Annotated in this window: 16 protein-coding genes; 6 read left to right on the forward strand and 10 right to left on the reverse strand. The window is 64.0% G+C overall.

Annotated features, from left to right (window positions below; all coding sequences use genetic code 11):
• The first annotated feature begins 40 nt into the window (after window positions 1-40).
• Together I6A82_RS00160 and I6A82_RS00165 are read left to right on the forward strand one after the other, a co-directional pair.
• Window positions 41-280 (forward strand): type II toxin-antitoxin system ParD family antitoxin, encoded by a 240-nt coding sequence (locus I6A82_RS00160; protein WP_198093228.1) that lies wholly within the window; start codon window positions 41-43, stop codon window positions 278-280.
• Window positions 280-573: a type II toxin-antitoxin system RelE/ParE family toxin gene (locus tag I6A82_RS00165; RefSeq protein ID WP_198093229.1), complete on the forward strand. Its 294-nt coding sequence runs from the start codon at window positions 280-282 to the stop codon at window positions 571-573. Before I6A82_RS00160 ends, I6A82_RS00165 begins: the two co-directional genes overlap by 1 nt.
• On the opposite strand, the gene I6A82_RS00170 is transcribed toward I6A82_RS00165, so the two are convergent.
• Window positions 570-1,805 carry a dicarboxylate/amino acid:cation symporter gene (locus I6A82_RS00170; protein ID WP_198093230.1) on the reverse strand — a complete coding sequence of 412 codons (1,236 nt, stop codon included), beginning with the start codon at window positions 1,803-1,805 and terminating at the stop codon, window positions 570-572. The two genes, I6A82_RS00165 and I6A82_RS00170, sit on opposite strands and share 4 nt — an antisense overlap.
• Before the next feature lie 163 nt (window positions 1,806-1,968).
• Between I6A82_RS00170 and I6A82_RS00175 the strand changes: the two genes are divergently transcribed.
• On the forward strand, window positions 1,969-6,642 hold the full coding sequence (locus I6A82_RS00175) for an NAD-glutamate dehydrogenase (protein ID WP_198093231.1): 4,674 nt from the start codon (window positions 1,969-1,971) through the stop codon (window positions 6,640-6,642).
• Window positions 6,643-6,762: 120 nt separating this feature from the next.
• Here the strand turns inward: I6A82_RS00175 and I6A82_RS00180 are convergent, their stop codons facing one another.
• The 5 genes from I6A82_RS00180 to sciP all read right to left on the reverse strand — a co-directional run bounded on the left by I6A82_RS00180 (window position 6,763) and on the right by sciP (window position 13,624).
• Complete coding sequence (locus I6A82_RS00180) at window positions 6,763-8,004, reverse strand: DUF445 domain-containing protein (protein WP_232343467.1); 1,242 nt, start codon at window positions 8,002-8,004, stop codon at window positions 6,763-6,765.
• Between the two features lie 87 nt (window positions 8,005-8,091).
• The gene (locus tag I6A82_RS00185) at window positions 8,092-11,280 is read right to left on the reverse strand and encodes an efflux RND transporter permease subunit (protein ID WP_198093232.1); all 3,189 of its coding nucleotides are present in this window, start codon (window positions 11,278-11,280) and stop codon (window positions 8,092-8,094) included.
• A 6-nt stretch (window positions 11,281-11,286) separates the two neighbouring features.
• Window positions 11,287-12,546 (reverse strand): efflux RND transporter periplasmic adaptor subunit, encoded by a 1,260-nt coding sequence (locus I6A82_RS00190; RefSeq protein ID WP_198093233.1) that lies wholly within the window; start codon window positions 12,544-12,546, stop codon window positions 11,287-11,289.
• A 321-nt stretch (window positions 12,547-12,867) separates the two neighbouring features.
• On the reverse strand, window positions 12,868-13,134 hold the full coding sequence (locus I6A82_RS00195; RefSeq protein ID WP_187334483.1) for a GlsB/YeaQ/YmgE family stress response membrane protein: 267 nt from the start codon (window positions 13,132-13,134) through the stop codon (window positions 12,868-12,870).
• Window positions 13,135-13,324: 190 nt separating this feature from the next.
• On the reverse strand, window positions 13,325-13,624 hold the full coding sequence (gene sciP, locus I6A82_RS00200; RefSeq protein WP_187334484.1) for a CtrA inhibitor SciP: 300 nt from the start codon (window positions 13,622-13,624) through the stop codon (window positions 13,325-13,327).
• 523 nt (window positions 13,625-14,147) lie between these two features.
• On the opposite strand from sciP, the gene mnmA reads away from it, so the two are divergent.
• On the forward strand, window positions 14,148-15,263 hold the full coding sequence (gene mnmA, locus I6A82_RS00205) for a tRNA 2-thiouridine(34) synthase MnmA (RefSeq protein WP_232343176.1): 1,116 nt from the start codon (window positions 14,148-14,150) through the stop codon (window positions 15,261-15,263).
• Window positions 15,264-15,324: 61 nt separating this feature from the next.
• Complete coding sequence (locus I6A82_RS00210) at window positions 15,325-16,413, forward strand: PAS domain-containing protein (RefSeq protein WP_198093235.1); 1,089 nt, start codon at window positions 15,325-15,327, stop codon at window positions 16,411-16,413.
• A 23-nt stretch (window positions 16,414-16,436) separates the two neighbouring features.
• Here I6A82_RS00210 and I6A82_RS00215 read toward each other — a convergent pair whose 3' ends face one another.
• Complete coding sequence (locus I6A82_RS00215; protein WP_198093236.1) at window positions 16,437-16,799, reverse strand: hypothetical protein; 363 nt, start codon at window positions 16,797-16,799, stop codon at window positions 16,437-16,439.
• A gap of 32 nt (window positions 16,800-16,831) precedes the next feature.
• Here I6A82_RS00215 and I6A82_RS00220 point away from each other — a divergent pair, with 32 nt between their 5' ends.
• The gene (locus tag I6A82_RS00220) at window positions 16,832-17,986 is read left to right on the forward strand and encodes a serine hydrolase domain-containing protein (RefSeq protein ID WP_198093237.1); all 1,155 of its coding nucleotides are present in this window, start codon (window positions 16,832-16,834) and stop codon (window positions 17,984-17,986) included.
• A gap of 143 nt (window positions 17,987-18,129) precedes the next feature.
• Here I6A82_RS00220 and I6A82_RS00225 read toward each other — a convergent pair whose 3' ends face one another.
• From I6A82_RS00225 to pdxH, 3 genes are all read right to left on the reverse strand, one after another.
• Entirely contained in the window at window positions 18,130-18,930 is an 801-nt protein-coding gene (locus I6A82_RS00225; RefSeq protein WP_198093238.1) for a PhzF family phenazine biosynthesis protein, read from the reverse strand.
• A 98-nt stretch (window positions 18,931-19,028) separates the two neighbouring features.
• Window positions 19,029-19,976, reverse strand: a complete 948-nt coding sequence (locus I6A82_RS00230) for a cation diffusion facilitator family transporter (protein ID WP_198093239.1) — start codon at window positions 19,974-19,976, stop codon at window positions 19,029-19,031.
• Window positions 19,973-20,551 carry a pyridoxamine 5'-phosphate oxidase gene (gene pdxH, locus I6A82_RS00235; protein ID WP_198093240.1) on the reverse strand — a complete coding sequence of 193 codons (579 nt, stop codon included), beginning with the start codon at window positions 20,549-20,551 and terminating at the stop codon, window positions 19,973-19,975. Before pdxH ends, I6A82_RS00230 begins: the two co-directional genes overlap by 4 nt.
• Between the last annotated feature and the right edge of the window lie 42 nt (window positions 20,552-20,593).

Consider the following 20,593-nt stretch of genomic DNA (forward strand, 5'->3'; position numbering starts at 1 on the left):
CCGGATTGTCAAGCCTTGCGCAATTCTCTATAAGTTGCGCATGGCACAGATGAACATCTCGATCACCGACCAGCTCAAGAGTTGGGCCGAATCCCGCGTCGCCGAGGGCCGCTACAGCAGCACCAGCGATTATATGCGCGATCTTGTGCGTCGCGATCAGGAGGAAGCCGAGAGGCTCCAGCTTTTGCGCGCCGAGATCGAAAAGGGGCTGGCGTCTCCGGTTTCGGACCTGACTCTGGATGACGTGTTCGAAAGGGTGCGGGCCAGGCACCAAGGCTGATGGCCCTTCTTTTCCGCGAGGCCGCGATCGACGATCTCGACGCGATCCTGGACTTCAGCTTCTCGCGTTTCGGTGCCGACATCGCGTTCGAATATCGCGAAGGCCTGGATCGTGCTTTCGGCCTGATCGAAGACAATCCGGAAATCGGCATGGTCACCGATCTCGTTGAACATGACGTGCGTTCGATTACCTTCCGCAGCCACCGCATCTATTACCAGCGTGACGGTGCTGACATCGTGGTCATCCGCGTCCTGCATCATGCGCAGGACCACGGTGCACGGCTCCGCTCCTAAACGTCGTCCGCGCTGATCAGTTCGGCGCGGTCCAGTTCTCCGGTCATGTGGGCGACCACGGTGGCGACCGTGGCATCGCCGCTGACATTGGTGACGGTGCGCATCATGTCCATGATCCGGTCGACGCCCGCCACGAAGGCGATCGTCTCCAGCGGCACGCCGACCGTGCCGAACACCAGCGCCATCATGATGAGGCCGGCACCCGGAATGCCCGCCGCGCCGACCGCGCCGAGCGTGGCGGTGATCGAGATCATGAAATAATCGGTCCAGCTGAGATCGACCCCGAACACCTGCGCGCCGAACAATGTGGCCAGGCCCAGATACATCGCCGTGCCGTTCATGTTGATCGTCGCGCCCAGCGAGAGCACGAAGCTGGAGACGCTGGGCGAGACGCCGAGATTACGCTCGGCGCAGCGCATGGTGACGGGCAGCGTGGCGTTGGATGAAGCGGTGGAATAGCTGACCGCCATCGCATCGATGATGCCGCGGAAGAAATCGCGCACCGGCAGGCGCGCCAACAGCTTGATCATTGCCGAGTACATCACGAAGATGATCAGGAGGCAGCCGAGATAGTTGAGGCCGACGAGCTTCGCGAGCGCGATCAGCGCGTCATAACCCAGATTGCCGGCCACCCAGGCCATCAGCGCGAACACGCCGAACGGCGTCAGCTCCATCACGATGATGGTAACCTTCTGCATCACCACCGAGCCGGAGTCGAAGATGCGGCCGACCGGCTCACCCTCTTCCTTCGCCATCAGGATGCCGATGCCGATCAGGAGCGCAAACACGATGAGCGGCAGCACGTTCACGTCCGCCATCACCTGCACCGGGCTTTGCGGGATGATCGACAGCACCATCTGGCGCCAGCCCTCGCCGGACGGCTCGGGCACCGGCCCCATTTCGATATTGCTGGCATCGACGCCGATACCCGGCTGGATCACGGTGCCGAGCAGCAGGCCCAGCCACACCGCGATCTGACCGGTGACCACGAACAGCAGCATCGCGCGCCCGCCGACCGCGCCCAGCTTGCGCAAATCGCCAATCGCGGCGACGCCGGAAACCAGCGAGAAGAAGATGAGGGGGACCACCAGCATCTTGATCGAGGCGATGAACACATCGCCGATGATCTTGATGCTCTCCGATCCCGGGCCCCATAGAAGGCCGGTGACGACGCCGAGCACCAAAGCCGCGATCACGCGCTGCCACAGCGGTATCCTGAACCAGGTCTTCATTTCCCACTCCCTTTTCTCCCCCGGACGCTAGCGAGCGGCAGGACGCGGAGCAAGAAAATGGCGCCGCCGATGGAACTTCCGCGGGGGGTTGAGTAATAAAATTACAAGGCGCATAGCGCGGCTAACGAAGCGCTTCGACAGGAACGAGGACGGCGAGGACAGCATGGCAGACGGTGACAAGACGCAATCCGCTAAGGAGGGTGTCGATCCGGCGCTCCTCGACGCTCTGGGTACGGCGTTTCGCGCCAGTGCGCTCCCCGGGGAGGACGAGCATTTCGACGACGAGGCCTGCAGCGCCGCCGCTGCCTTCGTCCTCAAGACCGCCGAGACCCGCACCGCCGGCGAACCCGCGCTGGGAATGGAAAGCCTGACCGGCATCAACGGTCGTCGCCTGATGCGACTCGCCATCGCGAACGACGACATGCCGTTTCTGGTCGATTCGGTGGCGAACGCGATCGCCGGCCAAGGCATCGACATCTATCGGCTGATCCACCCGGTGGTGACCGTGGAGCGCGGCTCGAATGGCGTGCTCGAAACCATCCGCAACGAACGCGGCGGGCCGGACCGCGCCGAAAGCTTCATCTATATCGAGATCGAGCGCGTAGACGCCAAACAGCGCCGCGCGCTGGAAGAGATATTGCGCGATGTGCTGCGCGATGTGCGCGCCGCGGTGGACGATTGGCTGAAAATGCAGGTGGCGATGGGCGAAGATGCCGAGGCGCTGCCCGATGGCGACGGCAGCGCGCTCCTGCGCTGGTTCCTCGACCGCAATCTGACGCTGGTGGCGCATGAGCAGATCGCACGTGACGGCGGCCGCACCAATTGCCTGGGCGTCGCCCGCGTCGACGACGAGCAGATCCTGTCGGACGAGGCCCGCGAGCGCGCTTTTCAGTGGTTCGACGAGGGCCAGGGCGTGCCGCTGCTGATGAAAGCGAACCGCGTGTCCACCGTGCATCGCGCGGTGCTGATGGACCTGGTGCTTTGCCCGGTACGCGATGGCGACAAGATCGTCGCGATATCGCTCCACGCGGGCCTCTGGACCAGCGCCGCGCTGGCCACGCCGCCCAGCCGCATCCCCGTGCTGCGCGCGCATCTTGCCAGCCTGATGGACAAGTTCGGCTTCGATCCGTCCGGCCATGCCGGCAAATCGCTGAGCCATGCGCTCACCAGCCTGCCGCATGACCTGCTGATCACCTTCCTTTTGGCCGATCTGGAACGGATCGTCCTCACCAACATGTCGCTGTCGGACCGTCCGCGGCCGAAGCTGCTGACCACACGCTCTCCACTCGGACGGCACCTGTTCGTGTTCGTCTGGTTGCCGCGCGACGATGTCTCCACCTCGATGCGCAAGTCCATCGAGGACATGCTGAAGCGCAGCGCGGACGGCGAAATTTTGAGCTGGTCGATCTCGCTGGAAGACGGGCAGGTCGCGCTCCTGCGCTTCACGCTCAATCTGGACGATCGCAATGCGGTAATCGATGAAGAGGCGCTCGATGCGAAGCTGAAGCGCATGGTGCGCGGCTGGCAGCCCGCGGTGGAATCCGCTCTCGCCGAAACGATCGACGAGAAGCGCGCGGCCGCACTCTCCCTGCGTTATGCCGAGAATTTCGGCACCTCTTATCGCGGTGCCTATAATCCGCACGAGGCGGCCGCCGATATCTTGCGCCTGCATGCGCTGGACGAAGGCCACCGCCGCGGTGCCCGGCTCTATCGCCTGGAGGGCGATCAGGAGCATCAGTTGCGCCTGAAGATCTACCATCTGGGCGGCGCCCTGCCGCTCAGCGATGCGGTGCCCGTGCTGGAAGATTTCGGCTTCGAAGTGCTGGGCGAGATCCCCTCCCCGCTCGGCGACGGCACCTTCGCCTATATCCACGATTTCCTCCTCGGCGTGCGTGATGCCGGCAAGGCCGAGGCGCTGGTGGAGCGCGCCGAAACGATCGAACGTGCGATCACGGCGGAGATCGACGGCAGCGTCGAGAACGATCCGTTCAACAGCCTGATCATCTCCGCCGCCTTGGAGCCCGAAGCCGTGGTGTGGCTGCGCGCTTGGTTCCGCTATCTGCGCCAGACGGGCATGAGCTTCTCCATGCAGACGGTGATCGACAGCCTAGCGCGCGCGCCGGAGATCACACGGCAGCTCATTCACATGTTCCGCGTGCGCCACGATCCCGCTTTCGATGGCGACCGCGAGGGCGAGAGCCAGGCCGCCAACGCCCGGATCGACGAGCTGCTGCTGAACGTCGCGGCGATCGACGAGGACCGCATCTTGCGCAGCCTGCGCGCGGTGGCACTCGCCGTCCTGCGCACAAACGCCTTTGCGGACAGCGCGGAAGAAGCGCTGGGTTTCAAGATCGAGAGCGCGGCGATCCCCGGTCTGCCCGCACCCGTGCCGTGGCGCGAAATCTTCGTCTATTCCCCGCGCGTCGAGGGCATCCATCTGCGCGCTGGCCCTGTGGCCCGCGGCGGCCTGCGCTGGTCCGACCGGCGCGACGATTTCCGCACCGAGATTCTAGGGCTGATGAAGGCACAGCGCGTGAAGAATGCCGTGATCGTGCCGACGGGCGCCAAGGGCGGCTTCTTCCCCAAGCGCCTGCCCAATCCGGCCGAGGACCGCGATGCGTGGATCGCCGAGGGCACCGAGTGCTACAAAATCTTCATCCGCACGCTGCTGTCGATCACCGACAATATCGTCGAGGATAAGGTAGTGCACCCCGATCAGGTGGTCATCCACGACGGCGAAGACCCCTATTTCGTGGTCGCCGCCGACAAGGGCACGGCAACCTTCAGCGACACCGCCAACGCCATCGCGATCGAGCGCGGCTTCTGGCTGGGCGATGCCTTCGCCAGCGGCGGCAGCAATGGATACGATCACAAGGCGATGGGCATCACCGCCAAGGGCGCGTGGATTTCCGTCCAGCGCCACTTCGCCGAAATGGGCGTGGACGTGCAGGAAGAAAGCGTGCGCGTATGCGGCGTGGGCGACATGTCCGGCGACGTTTTCGGCAACGGCATGCTGCTGTCGAAGGCTATCAAGCTGGTCGCCGCGTTCGACCATCGCCACATCTTCCTCGATCCCGATCCCGATCCGGCCAAGAGCTGGGATGAGCGCAAGCGCCTGTTCGATCTGCCCCGCTCCAGCTGGGAAGATTATGACAAGAAGCTGATCTCCAAGGGCGGCGGCGTGTTCGCCCGCTCCGAAAAGAGCATCAAGCTTTCCAAGCAGGTCCGCGAGATGTTGGCCATCGAGGAGGAGACGGTCGATCCCGCCCGCCTGATGTCCGCAATTCTCAAAATGCAGGCAGATTTGCTCTGGTTCGGCGGCATCGGCACCTATGTGAAGGCCAAGGCCGAAGGCCATATCGACGTGGGCGATCCCGCCAATGATCCGATCCGCGTCAATGCCGAGGATCTGAACGTGCGGGTGATCGGCGAGGGCGCGAATCTGGCGGTCACGCAGGGTGCGCGCATCGCGTTCGATCTGAAGGGCGGCCGTATCAATGCCGACTTCATCGACAATAGCGCGGGCGTCGACTGTTCGGACAAGGAAGTGAACATCAAGATCGCGCTCAATACCGAGCTGCGCGACGGCAATCTGAAGGAGGACAAGCGCAACGCCCTCCTGAAGTCCATGACCGATGCGGTCTCCGAGATCGTGCTGGAGGATAACCGGCACCAGGCGCTCGGCATCTCCATCGCCGAAAATGACGGCACCGAGGGCTTGGCAAGCTATGTGCGCTTGATCGAGACGTTCGAGGGCGAAGGGCGGCTGGACCGCGCGGTCGAGGGCCTGCCTGGAAATGAGGAGCTGCTGCGCCGCGGCCAGGATCAGGAGGGCATGACGCGCCCCGAGCTCGCCGTGCTTCTGGCCACCGGCAAACTGGCGCTGCAGGATTCGATCGAAGGCACGGTGAAGCTGGACGACGGCTCACTCGACGACGAGCTGCTTTCCGCCTTCCCGGAAGCGATGCGCAAGGCGCACCGCGACGCGATCCTGAACCATCGCCTGCGCGGTGAAATCATCGCCACGCGAATTGCCAACCGCATGGTGAACCGCCTCAACATCATCTACCCGTTCGAGCTGGCCGAGGAGGAAGGCGCCTCCCCCGGCGATGTCGCAAACGCGTTCATCGTGGTCGAGCGTCTGTTCGGGCTGCAACAGCTGTGGGACGAGCTGGACCGGACCGCGATGGACGAACAGGCCCGGCTGGATCTGTTCGACATGCTGGCCATGGCGGCGCGCTCCCACATCGCCGACCTGATGCGGACCGACCATGCGGCCAAGCCGATCGGCGAGATCGTCGCGCAGCTCGAGGAAGGCGTCGGCAAGCTGACCGTCGATGTGGACGAGCTTCTGTCGGATCGCGCCTGTGAGATCGCCAGCCACCAGACTGAAGCGATGGTGGCCGAAGGTGCCCCGCGGGAGCTGGCCGAGAAAGTCACGCATCTCTACAAGGCGGACGGTGCGATCGGCATCGCCGACCTTGCCCGCCAGCGCGAAATCCCTGCGCGGGAAGTCGGCGCGGCGTTTATCAAGGTGGGCGATATGCTGGGCCTGGGATGGGCGCAGACCACCGCCAATACGATGAGCCCCGCCGATCCGTGGGAGCGCCTGCTCGCCGCTGGCCTCGCCCGCGATTTCCAGCAGATGCGGCTCGATTTCCTGCGCCGTGCGCGCTCCAAGGATCTCGCGCAGTTCGTCGACAATTGGGCGCAGGGACGCGAAGAGCGCATCGCGCAGTTTACCGGCCTGATCGAGCGCGCGCAGAAGGCGCCGGTAGCCAGCGTACCGATGCTGGCGCAGATCGCAGGGCAAGCGAGGGTGCTTCTGGGACGGTAAAACTCTCCCCACATCGTTCGTGCTGAGCCTGTCGAAGCACCGTTCTTTTTCGCCACCTCAGCGCAGAAGAACGGCCCTTCGACAAGCTCAGGGCGAACGGTTTTTTGGAAACTCCGGGCGTTAAACCAGCACGTCCACCAGATGGATGGTCACGCCCACCAAGCCGCCGACCAGCGTGCCGTTGATGCGGATATATTGCAGATCGCGGCCCACCGCCGTCTCCACCCGGTCGGTGATCGTGCGGGCCTCCCAACCGCGCACTGTGTCCGATACCAGCCGCACGATATTGTCTCCGTAAGCGGAGGTGACGCCGGTGATCGCGCGGCGGGCGAAGCGGTTGATCTGCCGTTTGAGGACAGGGTCTTCCTGCAAGGTCTGGCCGAACTGGGATAGCATCTCGCCCAGCTTGCCCGCCATCGCCGCATCGGGATCGCGCGCCGCCGACAGGAGCGCCCGGCGGGCCTGTTCCCACAGCCCGTTGATCCAGTTCGCCATCGCCGGATTGGCGAGCAATTCCGCCTTCATCCGCGCCACCTTGGCGGCCATTTCCGGATCGTGAGTCAGATCGTCCGCCAGCCGCGCGAGCCCCTCTTCCACCCGCCCGCGCAAGGGATGCTCGGGATCGGCGTCCATATCGATCAGAAGCTTCTGCAGCCCACTGATGATGGCGTTGGCCAGCGTTTCGTCCAGCCCAGTCCAGCGCATGATGCTGTTCGCCTTTTCATGCACCATATTGCGGATGAGATGTTCGTTGTCGTCCAGCGTCAGCGCCGCCCAGCGGATGCCGGCGCTGATTACCGGCAGATGGCGCTTGCGCGCGATCATCGCGCCAAGCATCTGGCCCAGCAGCGGCGCGACGTTCATCTTTTCCAGCTGCCCGCGCACCGCGCCCTTCGCCATGCCACCGAGCCGTTCCTGATCGAGCGCGCCGACCACGTCCGCGATCAGGCGGGACGCGCCGCGGCGGATGCGCCCCTCGCCCGAACTGGGATGGCGTAGAAAACGCCCCGCCGCGCCCGCAACGTCGATCCGCCGCAGCCGCCGCGCCACCACGCGAGGGGTGAGAAAATTGTCGCGCAGGAAGGCGGCCAGCGTATCGCCGATCCGGTCCTTGTTGCGCGGTATGATCGCGGTGTGCGGGATCGGCAGGCCCAGCGGATGGCGGAACAAGGCGGTAACCGCGAACCAGTCCGCCAGCCCGCCGACCATCCCGGCCTCGGCAAAGGCACGCACATAGCCCCAGGCGGGGTGCATCGGCTCCAGCGCGCGCGCGGCGAAGAAAATGCCCGCCATCAGGATGAGCAGCGCGGTGGCGATGCGGCGCATACGCCGGAAGGCGGCGAGGCGCTGCGCCTCGGCCATGGGTCCGGCTATCGCCGCTGATCGGCCGATGGGCTTCATATTCAAAGGCCTAGCCCAACGTGGCGGCGCTTGCCAAGCACCGCGCCGTTATTCGGCAGGCAACGCGCCCCCGCCCTCACCCCGTGCGCGGGCCCGGTCGAGCTCCAGCGAGCGTTCCTTGTCGCCCGGCTGATAGGTCAGGATCTTGCCGAACCACAGCCCCATGCGCTTCTCGATGCTGTCCGCCAGGCTGAAGCTGGCCGGCACGATCAGGAGGGTAAGCAGGGTGCTGAGGACCAGACCGCCGATCACCACCGTACCCATCGGCGCGCGCCATGCGCCGTCGCCGGACAGCGAGAGCGCGGTCGGCACCATGCCCGCCGTCATCGCCACGGTGGTCATCACGATCGGTTGCGCGCGCTTGTGCCCGGCCTCCATGATCGCCGCGAACTTCTCCTTACCCGTCGCCATTTCCTCCAGCGCAAAGTCGATCAGCAGGATCGAGTTCTTGCCGACGATGCCCAGCAGCATGAGCAGGCCGATATAGACCGGCATGGAGATGGGCTGTCCGACGATCAGCAGCGCCAGCAACCCGCCGAGCGGGGCCAGCAGCAACGATCCCATGTTCACCAGCGGCGACATGAAGCGCTTGTAGAGCAGCACCAGCACCGCGAAGACCAGAAGGATGCCGGCGATCACCGCGATTATCACGTTGGTGATCAGCTCGGCCTGCCATTCCTGCTGGCCGAAGGCTTCGTTCGATACACCCTGCGGCAGGTTCTTCATGATCGGCAGCGCGTTGATCTGCTCATAGGCGGTGCCCGTCACCACGCCGGGTGCCAGGTCCGCGCCAACGAACACGCGGCGCTGCTGGTTGTAGCGCTGAATCGTCGTCGGGCCGGAGCCGAAGCGAATATCCGCGACACGCGACAACGGTACCGATCCGCCCGTGGCGGTGGGGACCGGCAGGTTCTCGATGGTCGACAGGCTCTCGCGCGATGTTTTGGGTAGCATCACGCGGATCGGGATTTGCCGGTCCGACAGCGAGAATTTGGCCGCGTTCTGATCGATTTCGCCCAGGGTCGCAATGCGGATCGCCTGGCTGAGCTGCGCGGTGGTGACACCGAGCGATGCGGCCAGCTGCATATGCGGCTCGATGATCAGTTCGGGCCGCTTCAGGTCCGCGGCGATGCGCGGCGCCTGAACCGTTTTCAGGCCCTGCATCTGCTGCACCAGCGTGCTCGCCGTGCGGTTCAGCAGTTCCGGATTGCTGCCGGTCAGCATAATCGAAATTTCGCGGCCCGTCCCGCCGCCGCCATTCTGCGCGCCGAAGGACACGCGCGCGTCCGGAATATTCTGCAACAGCGGCGCGGTCTGCCGCTCGAACTCGGTCGAGGTCCGCTCGCGATCCGCTTTCAGATCGACATAGAGCGTCGCATTGCCTTCGCGCACGCGCTCCAGCGCCAGCTCCACCTCGGGCTGCTTATAAAGGATCGTCGCCACGCGGTCCGCCACCGCTTCGGTCTGTTCCAGTGTGGTGCCCGGCACCATCTCGATCTCGACACGGCTATCGTCGCTATCGACATTCGGCTGGAACTGCTGCGGAATGGTCATCAACAGCACGACGGTGAGTACCAGCGCGGCTCCGGCCACCATCGTCATCCAGACGCGGTGATCGAGGACCATGCTGAAGACCTTGCGCAGCGGGCCGCCGCCTTCGCGGAAGCGCTTGGCCTTGCTCTCGTCAAGCGACCAGCGCAGCACGCCCATATACATGTCCATAAGCCGTCCCTCGCCGTGCGAGGCATGGCCCTTGGCCTTCAGGAAATAGGCAGCGACCATTGGCGTAATGAGACGCGCGACCGCAAGGCTGATGAGCACGGCCACGACGACCGTGATGCCGAAATTCTTGAAGAACTCACCGGAGATACCGGGCATCAAACCGACGGGCAGGAACACCGCCACGATCGAGAAGGTGGTGGCGACCACGGCAAGGCCAATCTCGTCCGCCGCATCGATCGAAGCCTGATAGGCGGATTTGCCCATGCGCATGTGCCGCACGATATTCTCGATCTCCACGATCGCGTCATCGACAAGGACACCGGCCACCAGACCGAGCGCGAGCAGCGAGAGCGAGTTCAGGTTGAAACCGAGCAGATCCATGAACCAGAAGGTCGGGATCGCGGACAGCGGAATGGCGAGCGCGGAAATCAGCGTCGCGCGCCAATCCCGCAGGAACAGCAGCACCACGATCACCGCCAGCACCGCGCCCTCGATCATCGCGTCGATGGAGCTGTGATACTGATCCTTGGTGTATTTGACGGTGGAGAAAAGCTGGATGAACTTGACGCCCGGATTTTCCTTTTCCAGCGCTTTGATCTGCTCCATCGCATTGTCGTAAACGGTTACGTCGGATGCGCCGCGTGCGCGCGAGATGGCGAAGTTCACCACCTCCTTGTCGCGCACCTTGCTGATCGAGGTGCGTTCGGAATAGCTGTCCGAAACCTTGGCGACATCGCTGAGCCGGATGGTGCGGCCATTGCCCAGCGGGATGCGCGTCTGCGACAGGGCGTAGGCATCGTCGGCATTGCCGAGGATGCGGACCGATTGGCGCGATCCGGCAATCTGCGCACGGCCGCCCGCGGCATCGATATTGGTCTGGCGCAGCGCTGCGTTGATCTGGCTGGCGGTGACGCCGAGCGCCTGCATGCGCGGCAGATCAAGCACCACCCGAATTTCGCGGTCCACACCGCCGAAGCGATCGACCTCCGCCATGCCTTCCACGGAAAGGAGGCGCTTGGCGACGGTATCGTCGATGAACCAGCTCAGCTGCTCCAGCGTCATGTCGTTCGCTTCGACCGCGAAAATACCCAGCGGGCCGCCGCCGGTGACGTCCACCTTGGACACGCGCGGCTCAATGATCCCGTCGGGCAGCGCGCCGCGAACCTGATCGACCGCGTTCTTCACCTCGTTCACCGCATCATTGGGATCGATGCCGATCTCAAACTCGATGAAGGTGTTGCTATTGCCCTCGGACGCCGTGGAGTTGAGGTTCTTCACCCCGTTGATGTTGCGCACCGCCGATTCGACGATCTGCGTCACCTGGTTCTCGATCTCGGTCGGCGCAGCGCCGGGCTGCGAGATATTGACCGTCACCGCCGGAAACTCGACGTCCGGATTGTTGACGATGTCCATCCGCGCGAAGCTGAGGATACCGGCCAGGGTCAGGCCGATAAACAGCACGATCGAAACGACCGGGTTGCGGATCGACCAGGCGGAGATGTTGCGGAAATTCATGAGTGCTTACTGCCCCGCCGGCGCTTCTAGATCAGCCGGTTCGTCATCGCGCGCCGTCTGACGGGCGATGCCCTTCTGTCGGCGCGGCTGCACCGTCTCGCCCGGATTGAGGAACCCGGCGGCGTAGAGCACCACCTGCTCGTTACCGGAAAGGCCGCTGGCAATGGTCAGGCCCGCATCGGTTACGGTGCCGATGGTCACGCCGCGCCGCTCGATCTTGTTGCCGGACCCGACGATGTAGACGAAATTGCCCTTCTCATCGCTCTGCACCGCGCTTTCGGGAAGAACCGGCGCGGAGACTGCACCGGCACGGATCAGCGCATTGGCGAAACCACCGGGGCGCAAGGACTTGTCATAGGACAAGGCAATGCGCGCGATGCCCTGGCGCGACTGGGGGTCAATGGTGGGGGAGACCTGCCAGATCTGCCCGTTCAATGTTTCCGTGGTGCCGACCGGCATCACCTGCGCCGGCACACCGACGGATATCTGTGCCAGATCATCCTCGCTCAGCTGTGCCTGCATCTCCATCTGACCACCCGCGGCCATGCGGAACAGCGTACCGGAGCCCTGGGTGACGATTTGGCCAGGCTGCACATTGCGTTCCAGAATGATGCCGCTTGTGGGGGCCACCACATTGAGCCGGGCGTTGCGCGCCTGCGCTTCGTTCAGCGAGGCGCGCGCCACGCGAAGCTGCGCCTGCGCGCGCTCCTTCTCGGCGGTGAGGCGATCGACATCGGCCTGGCTGATGAAGCCGCGATCGACGAGCTGCAGCGCGCGGTTGAGCTGCGCCTGCGCAAGGTTGAGGCTGGATTCGGCCACGCTGATCTGCGCGCGCAGCCCCTCGACCTGCTGGTTCTGCACCGACCGGTCTACGGCGGCGAGTACCTGTCCCTGCTTCACCCAGTCGCCGGCATTGACATAAACCTGTGTCACCCGGCCGCCTTCTCCAACAATACCGACAGGCGTGTCGAACCGCGCACCAATGGTGCCAGTGGCATTGATGGCGTTCACCACGGTGTTGCTGCCAGGCGCGACCACCGTCACCACGGGCGCCTCCTGTCCGCCGGCCTCTCCGCCCGCCGCGGCCGCATCGGCTGCAGGCTCTTCGCCGCGCGTGAAGAAATAACCGGCAATGCCGAGCACCAGCACGATCGCGATGATGGCGATAATGACCGTGCGCTTGCGCCTACGGTCCAGCCGCTCTTCACGGGCAGCTTCCACACCGGGGGATTCCATCTCGTTCGTGATCGTCGATTCGTAGTTCATTGCCATCTGCCCGTTCGCCCCTTTGCGGCCCGTTCCGGCCTGCAAGCGGAGCTGTATTATCCGAATAACTCAGTCACCGCAAGCGCCTCGCAAACGCCGCGCATTTGCGCAAGGTCATCGCATGGTGCGCCTTAACGTCAGCAGACCTTTTGGAAAAAGGAATTGGTCAGGCGCTGTCCGAGGTTCGACAAACGACGTGAAGGGCGGGAACCGCATGGGCCGCAGCGGGCAAGGAACTTGCTCGCACATTAAAAAAAAAGGGCTGCCGAAGCAGCCCTTTTCCGTCACCTGACCGCATCTGCGGCCGGTATTGAGTTGCGCTTAGCGAATACGCTTGCGCTGAATAAGGTTGGCGATCGCCAGCAGGATTACCGCGCCGACGAACGACATCAGCAGGCCGGGGATGCTGAAGCTCGTGAGGGTCGAGCCGATACCGAACAACGCGGTTCCAACCCAGCCGCCGATCAACGCGCCGATCAGGCCAACGACGATGTTCCAGAAGATGCCCATGGATGCATCACGACCCATGACCATGCTGGCAAGCCAGCCGATGATTCCGCCTACGATAATGGCTATAATCCAGCCCATTACACTTCCTCCTGCTTCACAGATGGGCCGGTTACGCTTGCCCGTCTTTCTGCAGGTTTCAATCGACCGTCAGGATAAAGGTTCCGCAAGCATAACGAAAAGCGCCCGTCAGAAAATGCTGACGGGCGCTCCGAACGGATATGGTTCTGGGCGGACGCCTGACGGGGTGCCGGGCAGGTGCCCGAGAGCGTCAATATTTCTGCTGGCGCTCGTAAAGATCGCGATAGTGCTGGATGCGCGTGACGCGCAGACCCGGCATGCCCGATCGGTCGACGGCTCGCTGCCAGCCGGCAAATTCCTCCAGCGTCAGATCATAGCGCTCGCACGCTTCATCCACAGTGAGGAGCCCGCCATTAACCGCGGCAACGACCTCGGCCTTGCGGCGCACGACCCAGCGGCGCGTGGTGACCGGCGGAAGATCGGCGATCGTCAGCGGCTCGCCGAGCGGACCGATTACCTGGGCCGGTTTGATTTTCTGGTTCTCGATCATTTCATTCCCCCAGAATGAGCGGCCATAGCGGCCCCTGGTGTTGGAGGTTCCTTACCCGTCATGTTCCTGCCAGATGTTGAAGCGCCAAGGTAAACAGGGTCTTTACGAGCCGCCGTCCGTCCGGCGAACGGAGCGAACGGACCGGCGAAGCGAGGCGAAGCGCCGCAGCGCCCTGCAAAAAAGTCGATTCGATCGTCCATCGTACCCACCAGAAGGAAGCCCCGACGATCGCGCCGTGCGGACGTCCGCTCGCGCAGCCCCGGCGCGGCCAGTACGGCGCGCAAGGTCCCATAGTCGATGGCAGAGAGCGGGCTCCCAGCGCGGTCGAACTGCTGATGTGAGGGTATGTCCATACCCCCTCATTAGCTGCGAGAGGATAAGCTTCCGTAAAAATGCGGTTCAGCCGCCATTAGCTTTGGTTAACGCAGCCTTGTCGATTCGGCACGACGGAGCCGTGCGCCCCGCCGCGTTGCATCGCGCCCGCCGCTGGCAATTTTGCCCCGGCAGGACTATGTGCGCGGCCATGACGCAGATTGCAGATTTCCAGCTTGGTGACGATCTTACCGGCAAGCGTATCGTCGTCGCCATGTCCGGCGGCGTCGACAGCTCCGTCGTGGCCGCGCTCGCCGCGCGATCGGGCGCGGAAACCATCGGCGTTACGCTGCAGCTCTACGATCACGGCGCTGCGGTGCAGCGTGCCGGCTCCTGCTGTGCGGGGCAGGACATCCGCGATGCGCGCGCCGTCGCCGACAAGCTGGGCATCGCGCATTATGTGTTCGATCATGAAAGCCGCTTCCGCGACTCCGTAATCGACCAGTTTGCGGACGATTATGCGAACGGCCGCACGCCGATTCCCTGCGTGCAGTGCAATATGGGCGTGAAGTTCACCGATCTGCTTTCGCTCGCGCGGGATCTTGGCGCCGATTGCCTGGCCACCGGCCACTATGTGCGCCGGGAAATGGGCGCTGACGGGGCCGAGTTGCACCGCGCCGCCGATCCGGCGCGCGATCAGAGCTATTTCCTGTTCGCCACCACGCGCGATCAGCTCGATTATCTGCGCTTTCCGCTGGGCGCCATGCCCAAGGCCGAAGTGCGCGATCTTGCGCGCGAGGTTGCCCTGCCCGTCGCGGCCAAGCCAGACAGCCAGGACATCTGCTTCGTGCCCGATGGCGATTATGCGCGCATCGTGCGCAAGCTGCGTCCGGAAGCGGGCGAAGAAGGCGCGATCGTCGATCTGTCCGGGCGCGAGCTCGGCCGGCACAAGGGCATCATCCACTATACCGTCGGCCAACGCCGCGGGCTGGATATCGGCGGACAGGCCGAGCCGCTTTACGTCGTGCGCATCGATGCGGCGCAGCGGCAGGTGGTGGTCGGCCCCAAGGCCGCGCTGGCCGTGGCAGGCGCCGAGCTGAGCGATATCAACTGGATCGGCGGAGAGCGCGATGGGCCACTCACCGCCAAGGTGCGCTCGCTCGCCAAGCCCGTGCCTGCGCGGCTGGAAGGAAGCCGCATTCTGTTTGATGAACCCGAATTTGGCGTCGCTCCGGGGCAAGCCGCCGTGCTCTACCGGGGAACGCAAGTGCTCGGCGGCGGTTGGATCGAGACAACCCTTGCGGCACAGGATCAACTGGCCGCCTGAACAATTCACGCGGAAACGATGCCGGAACAGCGGGCATGGTTGACCCCGAAAGAGGCATGCCATGACTGAAAATGATCTTCCCACCGCCGAAATGTCCGACACCGGACGGGCAAATCTTCAGCAAATTCTGGATCACAGCGATGACGGTGCGAACCTGATCCTTCAGGCGCTCGGCCAGACGCGCATGGCCATGTGCGTCACCGATCCTCGCCAAGGCGACAACCCGATCATCTTCGCCAATCCCAGCTTTTACGAGATGACGCGCTATGACGAGAGCGATGTGGTCGGTAACAACTGCCGCATGCTTCAGGGCGAAGGCACCGATCCTTCGCACATCGCAAAGATGCGCGATCTGATCCGAAACGAGAAGACGGGCGTCGTCGAGCTGCTCAATTATCGCAAGGACGGCACCAGCTTCTGGAACGCGGTGCATATCGGCCCGATTTATGACCGGGAGGGGCGGCTCGTCTATTTCTACGGGACGCAGTGGGATGTCAGCAATGTGGTCGCCGCGCGGGTGGCCGATCAGCAATTCCGGATGATCAACCGAGAGCTCAACCACCGCATGAAGAATGTGTTTGCGGTGATCGCCTCGATTGTAACCATGTCCTCGCGCGGGATGGATAGCGCGCAGGACGCCGCCGATATCGCGCGCGACCGGATCGTGGCGCTGGGCCGCGCCCATGAAGCCACCATCGGTATGAGCATGGACGACAGCGGCATTCAACTGCGCGATATGGTGGCCGAAGTCTTGAGCCCGTATCACCGCGCGACAGCGTCCGACGCGCATATCGAGGGCAAGCCGATCGAGTTACCACGCGACGCGATTACGCCGATGGGCCTGGTGCTGCACGAACTGGCGACCAATAGTGCCAAACACGGTTTCCTCGGCAACCGCGCGCAGGAACTGACTATTCGCTGGGAGCTGAGCAGGGACGAGAGCGGCATGCTCGACTTCCTGTGGGAAGAGCGCTTCGACAATCCCGGTACCGTCGACAATGTGCATGAAGGATCGGGCACGCAGATCATCCGCACCGTATTGGCCGCAGTGCACGCGAGCTTTGAACGCAAGCTCGAAGAGAATTACTGGCGCTCACGCATCCGTCTACCGATGACCAATCCGGTGCAGATAAAACCGTTCGAGATCTGACGCGCGAAAGCGGGCGGGCAGCCTCAGTCTACCGCGTCCAGTTCCTCCGGCGTCAGCAGCACGCAGCCGAAATCCCCCCGCTTTTCCGCAGCCGCCTCGGCCAGCAGCGGCACAGACGCGAACATGCGTTTGTTCGCAGGATCATCGCGCATCGACACGATTTCAGTGCCCGGTTCGTTATCCGTCTCACAGCTTTGCAGGCTGCGTCCTTCGACATAGCGGCAGGAACAGGCAACGCGGGCCGTGTAGCGCGCGCCAAGTTCTGCCTGCATGCTCAGCGAGGGCCATTGCCAGATCAGCAACGCACCGACGATCAGCACCAGCAGCGCAGCGATGCGCACCGGCCAATACCACCAGCGGCGCGCGCGGGGATCAACACTTGTCATCAAAGGGCTCACTGGTGCAGGTCATCGCGCGCATGCCTAGGAACAAATCGCTTTATCCCGCAACCGCTTTCGCGGCCCTTCTGCTGCTCGCGGGCTGCGGATCGGACACGCCTGTCGCCCCGCCGCCGCCCGATCCGTGCGACGCGCGCTGCGACTATATCGCCATGGACAGCCCGGTGGACCGCGCTGCGCTCGATGCACGGATCGAGCCGCTGTTCAGCGATCCCGCGCAGGCCGAAACGCGCGCCCTCGTGATCATGCGCTACGGCAAGCCGGTGGCCGAGCGTTACGCGCCGGGATATTCCGCCGACACGCCGCTCATCAGCTGGTCGATGGAAAAGAGCGTGACCGCCGTCCTCATCGGCATGCTGGTGGCCGACGGGCGGCTGAAGCTGGACGATCCCGCGCCCATTGCCGAATGGCAGAGTCCGGGCGATCCGCGCCGCAACATCACGCTGCGCCATCTGTTGCACATGGCAAGCGGCCTCGATCATACCGAGGGGCTCGACCCTGCCGATCCCGGCGAGATTTACGACGGCGACACCGTGCGCATGCTGTTCCTCGACGGCGCGGACGATATGGCCCGTTATGCCGAAAGTCGCCCGATGGAGGCGCGCGCGGGCGAGAAGTTCGAATATAGCTCGGCCACCACGGTGATCCTTGCCGATATCATCGCGCGCGAGCTGACCGACAGCAAGAACCCGCGCGTGCGGATGGAGGCGGTGCGACGCTTTGCCTATGGCCGGTTGTTCGAGCCGCTGCGCATGAACAGCGCGAAAATCGAATTCGACCGTGCGGGCACGATGATCGGCGGATCGATCATGCACGCCACGGCGCGCGACTGGGCGAAGTTCGGCGAATTTCTGCGCAATGGCGGCTCGATCGGCGGGGCGCAGCTGATCCCGCGCAAATGGATCGAGTTCATGCGCACCCCCTCGCCCACAAACGCGGTTTACGGCGGCCATATTTGGCTGAACGCACGCGCCGGGGCTGACGGTTTGCCGATCCTGTTTCCGGATGAAGCGCCCGCCACCGCCTTCGCCGCGCTCGGCCATCTCGGCCAATATGTCATCGTTTCGCCCGAACAGGGGCTGACGGTGGTGCGCCTGGGCAAGACGCCCGATGAGGGGCGTCAGGCGGCGCGCGATCAGCTGGGCCGCATCGTGAACCTGTTTCCGGTAAGGTAGAGCGCGTGACTGACTACACCGTCATTGCGAGGAGCCGAAGGCAACGAAGCAATCCAGGGCCGATTCAGCGCTGCGCACGCACTGGATTGCTTCGGCCTGCGGCCTCGCAATGACGATGAGCTAAAGTCGCTGGCGCCGATCCGTTAGAACGTGAACCGCCCCTCCACCACCGTGACGCACGGGCCGCCGAGCACGGCGCGATCGCCTTCACGGCGGCAGGTGAGATAGCCCTTGCGTTCGCTCGCCTGCAGCGCGGTGAAGCTTTCGCGGCCCAGCCGGTCGCACCAATAAGGCGTCAACGCGGCATGGGCGGAGCCGGTCACGCTGTCTTCGTCCACTCCGGCGCCGGGCACGAACACGCGGCTCAGCACGTCGGTATCGGTGCCGGGCGCAGTGCAGATAAATTGCAGATCGCCTAGCGGGGCCAGCGCGCGAAAATCGGGATCGAGCGCCATCACCTCGTCCGCATTCGCATAACGAAAGATGTGATAGCCGCCCGCATGGCTCGCGATTTCCTGCGGCCGGGCGCCGAGCCCGCGCACTGCTTCGTTGAAGCTTTCCTTCGGCTCCGGCGCATAAGCGGGCAGCGAGAGCGCATAGCCCTCGCCGTCCCGCGATACCGTCAGCACGCCCGCCTTATGGGTGCGAAAGCGGACCTCGTCCGCGTCCTTCATCCACTCGGTCAGCGCAATATGGCCGCTCGCCAGCGTGGCATGGCCGCACAGGTCCACCGTGCTGGTGGGTGTGAACCAGGTAAGCTCGTAATCCGCCTCGTCATCCGCGCAGGGCACCAGAAACGCCGTTTCGGCAAAATTGTTCTCGCCGCCGATCGCCTGCAGCACGCTATCGTCCGGCCAGCTTTCCAGCAGCATGACGGCGGCTTGATTGCCCGCGAACGGTTTGTCCGCAAAGGCATCGACATGGAAGTAAGGGACGGTGGGCATAGAGAGCTACCTTTGGTTTAAAAGCGCCGTTCGGGCTGAGCTTGTCGAAGCCTCGTTCTTCTTTCGGGCGAACGGATCTAGGGGGTTAAGTCAGGACGCTATTCGCTCCCCTCGAGCTTCTTGAACTGGTCCTCTTCCACCAGCGGATTGTCCGGCTCGTCCACATGGCCTTCCGGGTCGATATGGATCAGCACTTCCACATCGGGAAAATGCGTGCGCAGATCATCTTCCACGCGGTGAATGATATCGTGGCTTTCCGCCACCGTCATCTTCGCGGGCATATCGACGTGAAACTGCGCGAAGTCGCGGTTTCCGCTGGTGCGGGTGCGCAAATCGTGCAGGTTTTTCAGCTCCTCGTGCCGGTGCGCCACTTCGATGAAGGCGAGGCGTTTTTCCTCCGGCCATTCCTTGTCCATCAGCTGATCGATCGCGCGGCTCGCCCCGCGAAAGGCGTTCCAGCCGAGCCACAGGGCGATGGCGACGCCGAACAGCGGATCGGTCCAGCCCAGGCCCAGATACTGGTCCAGCACAAGCGCGGCGATGACCGAAAGGTTCAGCAGCAGATCGCTCTGATAGTGCAGATTGTCCGCCTCGATCGCGACCGATCCGGTGCGGCGGATGATGCTCTTCTGATAGGCCACCAGCCCGAAGGTGGCGATGATCGCGATGACGGAGACGATGATGCCGGATTCCGCCTGCTCGACCGGTGCGCCCTTCAGCAATCGCTCGACCGCGCGCCAGGCAATCAGCGCGGCCGAGACCGCGATCAGCGCGACCTGGAACAGCGCGGCCAGCGATTCGGCCTTACCATGGCCGAAGCGATGGTCCTCGTCCGGCGGCATCGCGGCGTATCGCACGCTGAACAGCAGGACGAGAGAAGCCGCTAAATCCAAGCCCGTATCGGCAAGCGAGCCGAGCATCGCGACCGATCCGGTGGCGATCGACGCCCAGGTCTTGAGCACGAGCAGGAACAGCGCGGTCCCCACGCTGGCAAGCGCCGCGCGCACATTGAGGGGCAGACCGCCGCCTGTGTCTGCAGCGCTCACGGGTAAAGCAGCCCTTCTGACCAGCCGTCGCCATCGCGCACGAACTGGCGGCGTTCGTGCAGGCGATATTCGCGGTCCTGCCAGAATTCGATGCGCTCGGGGCTCAGGCGATAGCCGGACCAGTGCGGCGGGCGGGGCACGTCGCCGCCTTCGAACTTGCGCTCATAGCTCTCGAACCGGTCCAGAAACGTCTCGCGCTCGTCCAGCGGGCGCGACTGATCGGACGCCCAGGCACCGATCTGCGAATCGCGCGCGCGGCTGGCGAAATAGGCATCGGCCTCATCATCGGACACGCGCGTCACCGGCCCGTATATCCGGATCTGGCGGCGCAGCGATTTCCAGTGGAACAGCAAAGATGCCTGCGGGTTCGCCGCCAGCTCCGCGCCCTTGCGGCTTTCGAAATTGGTGTAGAAGACGAAGCCGTCTTCGCCATGTCCTTTCAGCAGCACCATGCGCACCGACGGGCGCCCGTCCGCGTCCGCGGTGGCGAGCGCCATCGCGTTGGGATCATTGGGTTCGGATGCTTCCGCTTCGGAAAGCCAGCGGTCGAAAAGAGTGAAGGGATCTTTGGCCATGGCCCATGCTGTAGCGCCGCGCCGCGCGCCGGTCGAGACGGC

It is taken from the genome of Novosphingopyxis sp. YJ-S2-01 (assembly GCF_016093175.1).
Classification (GTDB): domain Bacteria; phylum Pseudomonadota; class Alphaproteobacteria; order Sphingomonadales; family Sphingomonadaceae; genus Novosphingopyxis; species Novosphingopyxis iocasae.

Excerpts from the sequence above, each read along its gene's own strand:
- I6A82_RS00160 (WP_198093228.1), top strand. The coding sequence starts at position 41 with ATGGCACAGATGAACATCTCGATCACCGACCAGCTCAAGAGTTGGGCC.
- I6A82_RS00165 (WP_198093229.1), top strand. The coding sequence starts at position 280 with ATGGCCCTTCTTTTCCGCGAGGCCGCGATCGACGATCTCGACGCGATC.
- I6A82_RS00170 (WP_198093230.1), bottom strand. The coding sequence starts at position 1,805 with ATGAAGACCTGGTTCAGGATACCGCTGTGGCAGCGCGTGATCGCGGCT.
- I6A82_RS00175 (WP_198093231.1), top strand. The coding sequence starts at position 1,969 with ATGGCAGACGGTGACAAGACGCAATCCGCTAAGGAGGGTGTCGATCCG.
- I6A82_RS00180 (WP_232343467.1), bottom strand. The coding sequence starts at position 8,004 with ATGGCCGAGGCGCAGCGCCTCGCCGCCTTCCGGCGTATGCGCCGCATC.
- I6A82_RS00185 (WP_198093232.1), bottom strand. The coding sequence starts at position 11,280 with ATGAATTTCCGCAACATCTCCGCCTGGTCGATCCGCAACCCGGTCGTT.
- I6A82_RS00190 (WP_198093233.1), bottom strand. The coding sequence starts at position 12,546 with ATGAACTACGAATCGACGATCACGAACGAGATGGAATCCCCCGGTGTG.
- I6A82_RS00195 (WP_187334483.1), bottom strand. The coding sequence starts at position 13,134 with ATGGGCTGGATTATAGCCATTATCGTAGGCGGAATCATCGGCTGGCTT.
- sciP (WP_187334484.1), bottom strand. The coding sequence starts at position 13,624 with ATGATCGAGAACCAGAAAATCAAACCGGCCCAGGTAATCGGTCCGCTC.
- mnmA (WP_232343176.1), top strand. The coding sequence starts at position 14,148 with ATGACGCAGATTGCAGATTTCCAGCTTGGTGACGATCTTACCGGCAAG.
- I6A82_RS00210 (WP_198093235.1), top strand. The coding sequence starts at position 15,325 with ATGACTGAAAATGATCTTCCCACCGCCGAAATGTCCGACACCGGACGG.
- I6A82_RS00215 (WP_198093236.1), bottom strand. The coding sequence starts at position 16,799 with ATGACAAGTGTTGATCCCCGCGCGCGCCGCTGGTGGTATTGGCCGGTG.
- I6A82_RS00220 (WP_198093237.1), top strand. The coding sequence starts at position 16,832 with ATGCCTAGGAACAAATCGCTTTATCCCGCAACCGCTTTCGCGGCCCTT.
- I6A82_RS00225 (WP_198093238.1), bottom strand. The coding sequence starts at position 18,930 with ATGCCCACCGTCCCTTACTTCCATGTCGATGCCTTTGCGGACAAACCG.
- pdxH (WP_198093240.1), bottom strand. The coding sequence starts at position 20,551 with ATGGCCAAAGATCCCTTCACTCTTTTCGACCGCTGGCTTTCCGAAGCG.